Below are 13,013 nucleotides of genomic sequence, written 5' to 3'. Positions count from 1 at the left end.
AGGTGGTTAGAGCGCGTCACTGATAATGACGAGGTCCCAGGTTCGAGTCCTGGCATGCGCACAATGTACTGAATCTGTTAGAGCGGAGAATGCTCATAAAATCACATTCTCCTGATAATGACGAGGTCCCAGGTTCGAGTCCTGGCATGCGCACACAGTACACAACGAAGAACATAGTCATTTGACATCTCACTGCCATTTATAATGACGAGGTCCCAGGTTGAGCTACGACATTAGGAGCGTCGCAAGATCTTTTGAGATAGATTGGAGCACAAAGTGCGAACAATATATCCAAAAGGTGTACGGAATCTGTAAGATTCGAGCCTGCTTGCCGGCAGGCAGGTCCTGGATTGTGCACAGTGCATTTAATATAAAGTTGAATCGTAAGACATAATGACGCATATGCCAACACTTTACATTGTGGCGACACCGATAGGGAATCTGGAAGATATCACGCTTCGGGCGATTCGCGCGCTCAAAGAGGCGGATCTCATCTTGTGTGAAGACACGCGAGTGACCAAAAAACTCTTGCAAAAATACGAGATTGAAACGCCGACCATGAGCTACCACGCGCACAGCAAACTGTCCAAGGTAGACAAAATCTTCGGACTCTTGGAAGAAGGGAAGAATCTCGCGCTGGTTTCGGACGCGGGGACACCGACTATCTCAGACCCCGGCGTGCTTTTGGTGTCGCAGGTAAAAAAGCATTTCGGCGAGCACGTGTCAATCGTTCCGATACCGGGTCCCTCTGCGGTCATCGCCGCGCTTTCCGCGAGCGGTTTTCCCGCTTCGGAATTCGTGTTCTTGGGTTTTCTGCCGCACAAAAAGGGAAGAGAAACGCTCTTTAAAGAGATAGCGGACTCAAAAAAAACCGTGGTGTTCTACGAATCTCCCCATCGCATTGTAAAATCGCTTGCGTCATTGTCTTTGCATGTTGGTAATGACCGCCAGATCGTTTTAGCACGAGAACTCACCAAAATATATGAGCAGTTTCTTTCAGGTTCTGCTCTTGAGCTCGAAATTTATTTTACCAAGAATCCGGACAAGGTGAGGGGAGAGTTTGTGGTCATGGTTTCAGGCAAGTAGCGCCTGAGAGGAAAGGGTCAGGTGCCATTCGCGCTGCGTTTCCGGCGTGTGGATTTCGGCTATCGCGTGTTATAGAGTATAATGGTTGAAATTAAGATCATCTTTTTAAAAGAACCGTTATTTATTTTATTATGACAAAAACACAATTTCTCATGGTTATGGGTTTCATGGTCGCCATTATGCCTTTTTTGGGTTTCCCCGGCGGCGTGAAAGATGCAGGCATCACACTCCTTGGCATCACGGTCGTTCTTGTAAGCTTTCTCTTGGGAAGGCGCGCAAAACAAGATGACCGGAATTTTTCATCCGCGCCAAGTGAAACGGATGCGTTTGTTGACAACGAGCATAAGTTTTACCACACAAGAGGGACAGATCAGACGGAAGACACCATAAGCGCAGAAAACACGAAAGCACATTAATCTCAATTGCCGATGAGACAGAATAAAGGAAAATTTTTAATTGCGGGGATATTTGTAGCGGCGTTATTTTCTTTGACATATTTTAGCGCGCCGCTTTTTTCTTTGGAGTACGAAACCGCGCCGGCAGCCGCTCTTACCGGCGCGGAAGAAGCAATTGACGCCTCCTTGCCGGAACCGGAACCCCTCTTTGTCGTAACTCATATTCCTACACCGAAAGCGGTCAAAGCAATTTACATGACCAGTTGGGTGGGGGGGACAAAAGATCTGCGCGAGAGGCTTGTGGGCATTGTGGACGATACGGAAGTGAACGCCATTGTTATTGATATCAAGGATTACAGCGGCCAAATCGCTTTTGAGGTACAAGACCCGCTCTTGCGAGAGGTCGGCGCCTCCGAGCGTCGCATTCCCGATATCAAGGAATTTATCGGTTACCTCCATGATAAAAATATTTACGTGATCGGGCGCATTTCGGTTTTCCAAGATCCGGTTTTTGCAAAAAAATACCCCGAACTGGCGGTCCAAAAGGAAAGTGATAAAACCGTGTGGAAAGATTATAAGGGACTTTCTTTTGTTGATGTGAGCGCCAAAGAATTTTGGGATTATATCGTAGCTCTCGGAGAAGAATCATACGCGGTTGGTTTTGACGAGCTCAACTTTGATTACATTCGTTTTCCTTCGGATGGGAACATGAGGGATATTTATTATCCCTTGAGCGAAAAACGGATTCTTGAGGACCCTATTGCCGGCAAAGCATCCGCGCTTGAAGATTTTTTCGTCTATCTCCACCGAAAACTTTCCCCGACAGGCGTGGTGCTTTCGGCCGATCTGTTCGGCATGACCATGACCAACAAGGACGATTTGAACATCGGACAAGTACTTGAGCGCGCGGCGCCCTATTTTGATTTTATCGCTCCCATGGTGTACCCCTCTCATTACCCCAAGAACTTCAACGGGTACGACAACCCCAATAAGTATCCGTACGAAATAATAAAATTTTCCATGGACAAGGGAGTGGAGCGGCTTATTGCGGCAAGCTCAAGTCCTGACAAACTGCGCCCATGGATCCAAGACTTTGATTATGGGGGCAATTACGATATTCCGGAAATACAGGCGCAAAAAAAGGCGGTGTATGACGCGGGCCTTACTTCCTGGATGATCTGGGATCCTTCCAACCGCTATACCGTCGGCGCTCTTGATAAAGAATAGAAAACGTAATACTTTCGCCGGAGTTTTGTGGAAATGAAAAGCAACGCTTAACGCGTTGCTTTTTCTTTAATACCATATACGATATACTCTACCTATATATGGACGAAAAGAACCCAATCACCTATTTTGCCGAAACCGATTTTCGTAACAAGAAAGAGAAGTTTGGCATTAAGGCATCGGACCGGACGCGCCATGTCTACACCATTGGTAAGACGGGTATGGGAAAGTCTACACTCCTTGAGAATATGGCGGTGCAGGATATCCAAAACGGCAACGGCATCGCGTTTATTGACCCGCACGGCGGAACGGCGGAAAAATTACTTGATTATATCCCTGAACACCGCATCAAGGATGTGGTCTATTTCGCGCCGTTTGATATGGAGCACCCCATTTCTTTCAACGTGATGGAGGACGTGGGTTATGACAAGCGCCACCTTGTGGTTTCCGGTCTCATGAGCGCATTTGAGAAGATATGGGCGGACGCATGGAGCGCCCGCATGGCATATATTTTGAGCAATACGCTTTTTGCGCTTCTTGAATATCCCGGTTCTACGCTCCTTGATATCAACAAGATGCTCGTGAACAAGGAATTCAGAAAGAAAGTGGTGGATAACATTACCGACCCGTCCATCAAATCATTCTGGGTTGATGAGTTTGCAAAATATTCCGATCGCTACGCGCAAGAGGCGACGCCGGCAATCCAGAACAAAGTGGGGCAATTCGTTTCCAACCCTCTCATCAGAGATATCATTGGCCAGCCGAAATCCTCGTTTGATATCCGCGATATCATGGACAACAAGAAGATCTTCATCATGAACCTCTCCAAGGGGCGCATCGGGGAGAGTAATACCAATTTGCTCGGAAGCATGCTCATCACAAAGATCTATCTCGCCGCGATGTCCCGCGCCGATCTCTCAAACCATGAACTTGCCGCGAAGCCGAATTTCTATTTTTTCGTGGATGAATTTCAATCGTTTGCCAACAAATCGTTTGCGGATATTTTGTCTGAGGCGCGAAAATACAAGCTCAATCTGACCATCGCGCACCAATACATTGAGCAGATGGAAGAGGAGGTGCGGAGCGCCGTATTTGGTAACGTCGGGACGATGATCGTGTTTCGTGTCGGGTCGTTTGACGCGGACATATTTGAAAAAGAGTTCGCGCCGACCTTTATGGCGGAAGATGTCGTAAATTTGGGTTTTGCGCAAGTCTACCTCAAGCTCATGATTGACGGAGTGAGTTCAAAACCGTTTTCCGCAATGACGCTTCCTCCCATCGCACTCCCTCCGGTGTCTTCTCGCGACAAGGTGATCGAGTCGTCACGGAGACTGTATGCTCGTCCGCGCACGGAAGTGGAAAAGATAATCAGGGAGCGAATAAACGAAGAGGGAATACCCAAGGAGAAAGAAAAGAAAGATGCCGCGCCCAGTATCGTTTCGGCAGGTAAAGAAGGCAATGTCGGGAGAGGGAGGAGAGAAGAGGAGCGGGAGAAGCCTGCCACAGCAGACAGGCCTGCCGTGGCGGAGAGGAAACATGTCCCCGACCCAAGAAGACAGTTTCCACCCAAGGAGCACGCACCAGAATTCAAAAGACCCGAGGCCATAAAAGAACAAACGCCTCCTCCTACTCCCGCAGTGCTTGAGACGCAGAGGACGGACAGGAGGCAGGGGTACGCACCGCGTCGCACCGAGGCACCCTCCGAGAACAAGAATCAATTACGCGAGGCGCTTGCCGGTATCCTTAAAGAACAGCAGGCAAAAGAACAGCAAGAGGCAAAACAAGAAGCAAAAACAGAAAAGAGAGAAAAACCTACTCTGCCACTGACACCCACTCCCGCCTCTGCGCACACGAAGCAGGAAAGTGGTACGCACAACGGAAGCATCAAAGAAATCCCGGAAGAAGCGCTTAAAAAAATTCTTGAGTAAAAACGTACGAACATGTTGAAGAGACATCTGTCCTATTTCTTTCTTTTATGTGTCACGGTGTTCAGCACGCCTTTTTTCGCAGGAGCGCAAGTGGTCATCAATGAAATTGCGTGGATGGGGACGAATGATTCCGCGTCAAATGAGTGGGCTGAGCTCGCAAACACTGGGAGCTCTATTGACCTTACCGGATGGATACTTCGCATTGAGGGGAAAAAAGATATTGCGCTCTCTGGAAGCATTGCAGGGAATGGCTACTATCTCATTGAGCGTACCGACGATAACACGGTTCCGGATGTGCCTGCCGATCTTATCAATCCGTTCGGCGGATTTCTCGACTCAGGTGCTATACTCGTACTTCTTGATGGAAACGGAAATGAAAAAGATCGGGTTGATGGAAGTGATGGATGGAAAATCGGCGGGGGAGAAGTGAAAGGAAATAAAAGTACCAAAGAAACTGCGGGGCGGAGTGGGAGCGTATGGATTACCGCCGCACCAACACCGCGAGCAATAAATGTTGTCTCACCGACAGCAATCGACAGCACTTCAGAACAGGAAACTTCCACCACAAATACTTCTAACACAAACTCAAACAATGTTTCTTCCGGATTCCCCGTGGAGCCGCAGATATACGCGAACGCGGGTTCTGACAAGACAGTTCAGGCGGGAGCGGATGTGCTATTTGAAGGGCAAGCACTCGGCATAGAAAAAAAGCCGCTCCCGAACGCGCGCTTTATTTGGAGCTTCGGTGATGGAGGCACAAAAGAGGGACAAAACGTTTTGCATCATTATTCATACCCGGGGGAATATATCGTAGTGCTTGATATCGCATCGGGTAAATTTTCCGCATCCGACAGAGCGCGCGTGCGCGTGATCCCCGCATCCATCAGCATCAGTGCTGTTGGAGTTGGTACAAATCCTTTTATTGAGCTTTCCAACACATCTCAAACAGAACTGGATATTTCATGGTGGCGTCTCTCCGCGGGAGAACATTACTTTACGATACCGAAAAACACGTTTATTCCTCCCGAATCGCCTATCCGTTTTGTCGCTTCGGTAACGGGGCTTCCCTCGACAAGCGGGAGTGATGTGGCGCTTCTATATCCGAATGGCGAATTGGCGTACCGCTACGGAACAGAAGCCATTGATGCGTCACCAGTCGCAAAGAGCGTCGAGGAACGTGTGAGCACGCAATCTGCTTCTCTGCCTGTTGTTTCCGCCTCTTATCCTCAAGCAACGAAAGAGAACGGAAGTGCGCGAGCTGAACAAGAACTCGGCTCCTATGAGGAAGCGTCCGACACTCCTCTCGCGCTTACCGCGGGAGCTTTGATGCCTCTGGAGGCAACACAGGAATCCTCGCTTACCAAGTGGCTTCTGGCGCTTTTCGGTGTAACCTTTACGGGGGTCGCGGGAGTTATATTCATCAGACGCAAAGAAGAAACCACAGAAGGCTTGATCAGCGCGAACGAGATCACGATTTTGGATTAAGCTCCCAGTGTCTAGATAACTCCCATCTGGATGCTTTAGCGGCCGGCAACCGGCCGCTTTTTTTTGTGTCTGGAATACGGTATAGTTGCCATATGCAAAATACGGCGACAAAGAAGACCATCCTCGTTACCGGCGGCGCGGGCTTCATCGGTTCGCATCTGTGCGAGCGGCTTGTGAAAGATGGACATACGGTCGTTGCGCTCGATAACTACTTTACCGGTTCGCGCGAAAATCATGTGGCGGGAGTGGAATACCGTGAAGGACACACAAAGGATATTGAGCGTCAAATTCCCGAGCAGGTTGATATCGTGTACCATTTAGGCGAATATTCGCGCGTGGAAAAAAGTTTTGAGGATATTGAACGGGTATGGGATTTAAATCAATTTGGAACGTTTGCAGTACTTGAATTTGCCCGCCGTCGCGGAGCAAAGCTTATCTATGCCGGTAGTTCAACTAAGTTCGGCGACAAAGGCCTTGGCCGTGACCAGAGCCCGTATGCGTGGAGCAAGGCAAGTATGACTGATCTGGTGAAAAACTATGGTGAGTGGTTTGGTCTTAAGTACGCAATTACTTATTTTTATAACGTGTATGGTCCGCGGGAACGATCGAACGATTTCGGTACCGTTGTCGCAATCTTTAAAGAACAATATGCGCGCGGATTACCGCGATCGGTCGTTTTCCCCGGGAACCAGGCGCGTATTTTCACGCACGTTGATGATATCGTAGACGCGCTCGTGTTGGTGGGGGAGAATGGAAGCGGTGATGGATATGGCATCGGTGGTGAGGAAAAGCTCACTATTCTTGAGCTTGCGAAACTATTTGGTGATGATGTTGTGATGTTGCCAGAGCGACAAGGCAATCGTATGGAAGCAGCCATTGATTCTTCCAAGACTCGCGCGCTCGGGTGGGCTCCGAGAAGATCGTTGCGGGATGATATCGTCGAGTTTATTGCAAGAACAAAACCATCTCCTGCTTCGGAGAAACGCGTACTTGTCTTTACAACCACATTCCACCCCATTTCCGGCCCTGCGGAGAACGCGCTCGCTACACTGATGGAGCAGATGCCTGGCATGCAGTTTGATATTATTACTGCCGCGCACACAAAAGACGCGATTGGGAAACCCTCCCATATTTCAAATGGGACGGTCTATCGTGTAGGATTCGGGAATCGTTTTGACAAGTATCTTTTACCGTTTTTGGGGCGTCACAAAGCGTTTGAACTTGCGGAGAAGCATAAGTACCTTTTTGCTTGGTCTCTGATGGCAAGTTATGGTGCGTTACCGGCACTTGCTGTACGGCGCCGCAAACTCGTGCCGCTCCTCATTACCCTTGCCGATCAGACCCTTTCCTGGTATGAGCGCCTATTTTTGCGCTTCGTACTTTCGCGGACCGACCAGGTGTATGCCTCTGGCCGCGAACAGGAAAAGAAGCTCGTTTCGCTTGAATCACGCATGCGCGCGCGTAAATCACTTGGTGCGGGGGATGTATTCGCAAGTCAAATTCGCTTCGCGTACTCGGTATTACTGAGAAAACAAAAGGACGTATGAAAAAAATTCTCATTTTTTCTCTCGCGTACTATCCTCACCATATTGGCGGAGCCGAGGTGGCGATCAAAGAGATCACTGACCGCATTACACCCGAGGATATTGAATTTCACATGGTAACGCTTCGCTTTGATTCTACGTTGCCAAAGGTGGAGAAGATCGGCAATGTGCTTGTGCATCGTATCGGATTTACAAAAGATCGTCCTTCAATGGCGGATCTCGGGAAGCTTCCACTCTATTTGAATAAGATAATTTTCCAGTTCTCTGCCGCATGGGAAGCGCACCGTCTGCACAAAAAATATCAATATGACGCCGTGTGGGCAATGATGGCGCATGGAACAGGAGTTCCCGCGGGACTTTTCAAAACATGGAATCCAAAGGTTCCGTACCTGCTTACGCTTCAAGAAGGTGACTCTATCCCATACATCAAAAAGAAGATGCTCCCGCTCTGGCCGCTTTTTGTACGCGGATTTACTAAAGCCGATTGTATCCAGCCCATTTCAACTTTTCTTGCGAATTGGGCGCGCGGTATGGGATACAAAGGGAGTATTAAAGTCGTGCCAAATGCCGTGGACACGGCGCATTTTTCACAAAAGTATCCCAAAGAAGAATTGGACGCCCTTAAGCGAAAACTCGGCAAGAAACCGGACGAGAAATATATCATCACGACCTCGCGGCTTGTGCACAAGAATGCCGTTGATGATGTGATTGTGGCGCTCTCTTACTTACCAAAACAAGTGAAGTTCTTGATATTGGGAATCGGGCCGGATGAAACTGCGCTGAAAGACCTGGCAAAAGAAAATGGTGTGTCCGATCGCGTCATGTTTTTGGGGCAGGTGGATCACAAGGAAATGCCGAAGTATCTGAAAATATCGGATGTCTTTACGCGCCCCTCGCGTTCGGAAGGATTTGGCATTTCATTCGTGGAGGCGATGGCCGCCGAGATCCCCGTTGTGGCAACCCAAGAGGGGGGCCTTGCCGATTTCTTATTTGACCCCGATCGAAATAAAGACAAAAAACCGACTGGTATTGCGGTGAACGCAAGCGATCCTAAAGACCTCGCGCGCGGGCTCAAACGTGCCCTGGAAGACACAGAGCTTCTGCGAAATATGGTCCCGCAGGCCGCGCGCATGGTGCGCGAAAAATACGATTGGAACTTAATAGCGAAGAATATGCGCGAGAAGGTATTCGGATCGTTATTTGAGAAATAAAACGGCTCATTTCTAGATGCTTGACGCGAGCATGTTTTTTTGTAATATGAACGTAGGGTGATAGGGTATTTTCTTTGAGAAAAAAGGGGGAATTATGACTGCGAAAAGAAAGCTCATTGTCGGCGAGATAACCGGCGCGATCTTTTTATCTGAAGAGTTAAACAAAGAGATCTTTCGAATGGCGGAAGCATTGACCAATGAACCGCTGGTGCGTCCGTCCGGCGCCCACCAGCCACTCATTCATCTTTGGAGTGTTGACGCGGAGGACGGTATACCCGGAGAGTTTTTGGAAATTTTCTTTGACGCGTTCGCAGATGCTTATTTTAAGCCGCTTGAACTCGCTGAATATCTGGTGATATCGTCCGATGGAATGATAAGCGTGGTATTCAAAGAGCACAAGATGATCAATGTCATAAGAGATGAGAGTATCCGTGTTTTTTCAAAGTCTTGCGATGGTGACATAGCGACGATAGCAACAGGGGAAGATGTGTGGACGCCGGCCATTTTTTTGGGACATGATTTCAAGGAAAATTCATTTTTCAATCTGAGGATTCCTTACGAAAAGATGTTTCCGGAGCGTCTCGCGGTGGGACATTTTACGAGAAACTACGGATTTAAGAAAATAATGGAAAGAAGCAACAAGGGGCGGTAACGCCCCTTTTTTTCTTGTGCTATCTTCTGTATGATGTGGCTATGCGTATTCTCATAGCCACAGGCCTCTATCCGCCCGATATCGGAGGGCCTGCCACTTACAGCAAGCTTTTGAAGGACGAGCTCCCCAAGCGAGGCATTGAAGTAGAGGTGCTTTCCTTTGGTGAAGTGCGACACTTGCTCCCGCTTGTGCGCCATATTGTATACTTTTTTAAGGTATTGCGGGCAGGGAGGTCGGCTGATCTTTTTCTTGCTCTTGATCCGGTTTCTGTTGGGTTTCCGGCGACCCTTGTTTCATTATTGCTGCGGAAACCACTCGTGGTTAAGATCGTAGGCGACTACGCGTGGGAGCAGGGAACACAGCGATTTGGCATTACAGACACTCTTGATGACTTTGTTGTAAAACCCGCGCGTCATCCGTTCGTTCTTCTTTTACGCTCCACCCAGCGAATGGTGGCGAGACGCGCGAAACACATCATTGTTCCGAGCGCGTATCTCAAGCGTATTGTGACGGCATGGGGAATTACGGAAAAAAAAATTTCTGTCATATATAATGCGTTTGACACCGTAACGCATACCAAAGAAGAGAAGGACGAGATCCGCGCTCTTTTGGATATTTCCAATCACGCAATTTTCTCAGCCGGACGCTTGGTTCCATGGAAAGGATTTGCGGCGCTTATTGAAATCATGCCGGGCATCCTTGAAGAATTTCCCGACGCGTCACTTTTTATCGCAGGCGAAGGCCCTCTTTGCGGGACGCTTGAAACGCTTATCAAGAAACACAACCTTGGAGGTCATGTGCGTATGCTCGGCGCGTTACCTCAAGAAACGCTCTTTCGGTATATAAAAGCAGCGGATGTGTTTGTGCTAAACACCGGCTATGAGGGGTTTTCCCATCAGCTTCTTGAAGTGATGAGTACAGAAACGCCTATTATTGCTACTGATGTGGGCGGCAACCCGGAGCTCATTGAAACGGGTGTGGAAGGAATCCTTGTCAGCTACAACAACAAGGCGGAGCTTGAAAGCGCAATTCGAGAAATATTACGGGGGCATATTGATGGCCGAGCGCTTGCGCGTAACGCGCAGAAGAAAGTAATGCAATTCACGAAAGAGCGCATGCTTACTGAAACCGTTCGCACTCTCATGTCACAAATATGAAAGTCATCATAATATCATCGGATAGGAAAATATTTGAGGGTGGTTCTCCGGTAGAGCGGAGGATGATCGAGTACGGGGCGCTCGTAGAGGAGCTTCATATCATTGTGTTCACTCAATCGGGTTTTGAAAACAAAAATCCGGGACGAAATATATCGGTTTATCCCACCAACTCCAAAAGTAAATGGCATTATATTCGCGATGCGTACCGTATCGGCAGAACACTTGAAGATATTGATCTCGTAACCGCACAGGATCCGTTTGAGGCAGGTTTCTCCGCGTGGCGTATCGCAAAGAAACTCCAAGCGAAATTGCAGTTGCAGGTGCATACGGATTTTTTGAGCCCATTCTTTGCTAAGGAGTCAGTACTCAATGTTCTGCGCGTTCGGGTAGCGCGATTCTTGCTTCCTCGCGCATCCTGCGTTCGGGTAGTATCGGAACGCATCAAAAACTCACTCGCAATTTCTCTGGGCCTGCCAGTCACAAAAATAACAGTACTTCCCATATTTGTGGATACCAAACGTGTACGCGACGCATCGGCGCACATTGATCTCCGTCTGCGATACCCGCAATTTGATTTTATCGTTCTTATGGCTTCCCGACTGACGAAAGAAAAAAATATCGCTCTCGCGCTCCGCGCTTTTCAAAAAGTGGTGAAAAAATATCCCAAAACGGGACTCATTGTTATCGGTGAAGGGAGGGAGTTGCATACGCTCGGCACGCTTGCCACGAGTCTCAATCTGCAAGGGAACATCATTTTTGATGGTTGGCAGACAGACCTTATTTCGTATTACAAAACCGCAGACCTCTTTCTGCTTACTTCAAATTATGAAGGATACGGAATGACACTCATTGAAGCGGCATCTGCCGGACGCGCCATCGTGACCACTGACGTTGGGGTGGTGGGCGACACTATTAATGCGGAGAACGCGCTCGTCTGCGCCGTAGGTGACGAAACATGCATCACGCAGAGTATCCGTCGGGTGATTGAAAACAAGGGCCTGCGTGAGCGTCTAGAGCAAGCGACGGCCATGGCGACAGAGCAGATGCCAGTCAGATCAAATGAACAATATATTGAAAAATACGTACAGGGCTGGCAGAACTGTTCCTAAAATTTTTTAGCTTTTTCGGCACACGAGAAGGAAATTGGATTGCCCACTTCTTCTTTTCACGAGGATGCTTTTCTCTATCGTAAACCCCGCGGCCAGTGCCAGTTTTTCAAACTCACGGAGGGTGAACGCGTGAAGAAAGCGTGCGCGTTCTTTGTCGCCAAATTTGAGAAATATATCTTTCATATCAAGAGGAGAGCGGCCGAGCAGTTTCTTTACCGCGTGCCCGGCAATGATACCGAGGTATTTTTTGTGCCACAGGTTCCATACGCTCAAAACGACAACGCCATCTTTTGCAAGCACTCGATATGTTTCAGACATGAATTGCCGGCGTAGTTTTGCCGAAGGAATATGATGAAGGACGGCAAACGAGAACGCGACATTAAAACTCTCATTGCCGAAAGGGAGGAGGAGAGCATCGGCTTGCAGGAACGTGGCACTCGGCGTATATCGTTCTCTCGCTAACTCAATGAGTTTTTTTGAAGAATCAATACCCGTATAGGTTATTTTTTTATCGCGCAATTCTTCAAAGAGCCTGCCGTTTCCGCATCCGATATCAAGCACTAAGTCTCTCGCGCGTACGTATGAGGAGACGAATTTCAATTCTTCCCACCACGCGCTCCGGGTACGCGAAAAGTCCTCTGCTATCGCATCGTATGCGCCACTTAATTCTTTATGGAGTTGCTTTGCGTAATCCGCTTTCACGTGTATGATTTAAAGATATGTAAGGAGTTTTACTCGGTGTCCCCTATGCTATTTAACGATATTACAACAGAAGAAGCAATAGAGAAGCTCAAAAGGAGTGCCGTCAACGACAGCACGCTCTATTCGCGTATTATACGCATCAGGAGGGGTCTGTATTCGCAAAACGATAAAACGACCGCGTGGATCAAACAGAGCGCATTTATGGGCATTGGGACAAAGAAAACCCCGACCAACGCGGAGATGCTCGCCCTCTATAAAGAGATGGTGATTGCCGGCGAACAGACGCCCGTGCCCCATGTTGAACTGCTCTTGAAAAAAATAAAAACAAGGAGCAATTCCGGTGTTGCGGTTGTCTCGCTTCTCACCAAGCCATACGCCTGTCCGGGGAAATGTATTTACTGTCCCACGGAGAAAAACATGCCGAAAAGCTACTTATCAAAAGAGCCGGCGGCGGCGCGGGCACTACGCAATAAATTTGACCCGTACGAGCAGACCTATCAGAGACTTCGCGCGCTTGCGG

General features: G+C 48.5%; 11 protein-coding genes and 1 pseudogene. 11 read left to right on the top strand and 1 reads right to left on the bottom strand.

All coding sequences use genetic code 11. The features are described 5' to 3' along the window. Positions 1-402: 402 nt before the first annotated feature. From rsmI to AAB523_00015, 10 genes and pseudogenes are all read left to right on the top strand, one after another. Positions 403-1,086 (top strand): 16S rRNA (cytidine(1402)-2'-O)-methyltransferase, encoded by a 684-nt coding sequence (gene rsmI / locus AAB523_00060; protein MEK7555666.1) that lies wholly within the window; start codon positions 403-405, stop codon positions 1,084-1,086. A 131-nt stretch (positions 1,087-1,217) separates the two neighbouring features. After that, positions 1,218-1,502 (top strand): hypothetical protein, encoded by a 285-nt coding sequence (locus tag AAB523_00055; protein ID MEK7555665.1) that lies wholly within the window; start codon positions 1,218-1,220, stop codon positions 1,500-1,502. Between the two features lie 12 nt (positions 1,503-1,514). After that, positions 1,515-2,708: a putative glycoside hydrolase gene (locus tag AAB523_00050; GenBank protein ID MEK7555664.1), complete on the top strand. Its 1,194-nt coding sequence runs from the start codon at positions 1,515-1,517 to the stop codon at positions 2,706-2,708. 98 nt (positions 2,709-2,806) lie between these two features. Further along, on the top strand, positions 2,807-4,633 hold the full coding sequence (locus AAB523_00045; GenBank protein MEK7555663.1) for a type IV secretory system conjugative DNA transfer family protein: 1,827 nt from the start codon (positions 2,807-2,809) through the stop codon (positions 4,631-4,633). Positions 4,634-4,645: 12 nt separating this feature from the next. Next, the gene (locus AAB523_00040) at positions 4,646-6,118 is read left to right on the top strand and encodes a PKD domain-containing protein (protein ID MEK7555662.1); all 1,473 of its coding nucleotides are present in this window, start codon (positions 4,646-4,648) and stop codon (positions 6,116-6,118) included. 92 nt (positions 6,119-6,210) lie between these two features. Beyond that, positions 6,211-7,071: pseudogene (locus AAB523_00035) on the top strand (NAD-dependent epimerase/dehydratase family protein). Positions 7,072-7,661: 590 nt separating this feature from the next. Next, positions 7,662-8,873 (top strand): glycosyltransferase family 4 protein, encoded by a 1,212-nt coding sequence (locus tag AAB523_00030; protein MEK7555661.1) that lies wholly within the window; start codon positions 7,662-7,664, stop codon positions 8,871-8,873. A 94-nt stretch (positions 8,874-8,967) separates the two neighbouring features. Beyond that, a complete protein-coding gene (locus AAB523_00025) occupies positions 8,968-9,525 on the top strand; it encodes a hypothetical protein (GenBank protein MEK7555660.1) in 558 nt (185 codons plus the stop codon). A 41-nt stretch (positions 9,526-9,566) separates the two neighbouring features. Further along, the gene (locus AAB523_00020) at positions 9,567-10,682 is read left to right on the top strand and encodes a glycosyltransferase family 4 protein (GenBank protein MEK7555659.1); all 1,116 of its coding nucleotides are present in this window, start codon (positions 9,567-9,569) and stop codon (positions 10,680-10,682) included. After that, on the top strand, positions 10,679-11,791 hold the full coding sequence (locus AAB523_00015; protein ID MEK7555658.1) for a glycosyltransferase family 4 protein: 1,113 nt from the start codon (positions 10,679-10,681) through the stop codon (positions 11,789-11,791). The genes AAB523_00020 and AAB523_00015 overlap by 4 nt, the downstream gene beginning before the upstream one ends. Before the next feature lie 6 nt (positions 11,792-11,797). Here the strand turns inward: AAB523_00015 and AAB523_00010 are convergent, their stop codons facing one another. Next, complete coding sequence (locus AAB523_00010) at positions 11,798-12,493, bottom strand: class I SAM-dependent methyltransferase (protein ID MEK7555657.1); 696 nt, start codon at positions 12,491-12,493, stop codon at positions 11,798-11,800. A gap of 45 nt (positions 12,494-12,538) precedes the next feature. Here AAB523_00010 and AAB523_00005 point away from each other — a divergent pair. Continuing rightward, on the top strand, positions 12,539-13,013 hold a 475-nt coding region (locus tag AAB523_00005; protein MEK7555656.1), incomplete at its 3' end, for a hypothetical protein.

The sequence above is a fragment of the Patescibacteria group bacterium genome (genome assembly GCA_038063375.1).
In the GTDB taxonomy this organism is placed as follows: Bacteria; Patescibacteriota; Minisyncoccia; order Phycocordibacterales; family JANLHH01; genus JANLHH01.
The sequence above is the reverse complement of the archived record's forward strand: the minus strand, read 5'-3'. Positions and strand labels throughout refer to the sequence as shown.